Source organism: Shewanella sp. 4t3-1-2LB (assembly GCF_017368415.1).
Classification (GTDB): Bacteria; Pseudomonadota; Gammaproteobacteria; order Enterobacterales; family Shewanellaceae; genus Shewanella; species Shewanella fodinae.
This window is the reverse complement of record NZ_JAFNJD010000140.1, coordinates 1-453: the sequence shown is the minus strand read 5'-3', so window position 1 is coordinate 453 and position 453 is coordinate 1. Positions and strand designations below refer to the sequence as shown.

Annotated in this window: 1 protein-coding gene; it reads right to left on the bottom strand. The window is 46.8% G+C overall.

Annotated elements, in window-relative coordinates; translation table 11 throughout:
- Positions 1–453, bottom strand: a 453-nt coding sequence (locus tag J3L11_RS19000; protein ID WP_207572007.1) for an ISAs1 family transposase, incomplete at both ends; no start/stop codon positions are given.

Below are 453 nucleotides of genomic sequence, written 5' to 3'. Positions count from 1 at the left end.
GACTGAACAGCGTTCCAAAGTGTGGGCTGGTTCTTTTTGACTTGAACCACAACATGCGCCTTTTTCTCACTGATTTTTTCCAACGTTTCACGCTGACAATGCAAGGCATCTAGGGTAATTACTGCACCATTAAGATTTAGGACATCGAGCATCTGACGAACGACACTGATTTCACCCTTCTTGTTTTTGGTTGGCTGCTGGCTAAGGACCAGTCCGTTTTCAGTATCGTAGGCAGTGACCAGTTGCAACGCAGTCTTTGAATCATTGCGGTAAGCGCCTCTGAGCACCTTGCCATCAAAGGCAATGATGGGCTTGCCAGTATATGTCCGCTGCTCATTTACCCAATTCAACAGCGCTTCAAGCAGTGATTCCACAACCACCGTACGCAAGATACGAGCGATTGTATGCCGTCGAGGAATACCATGATTAAATGGGCGGAATTTTTGTAGCCAA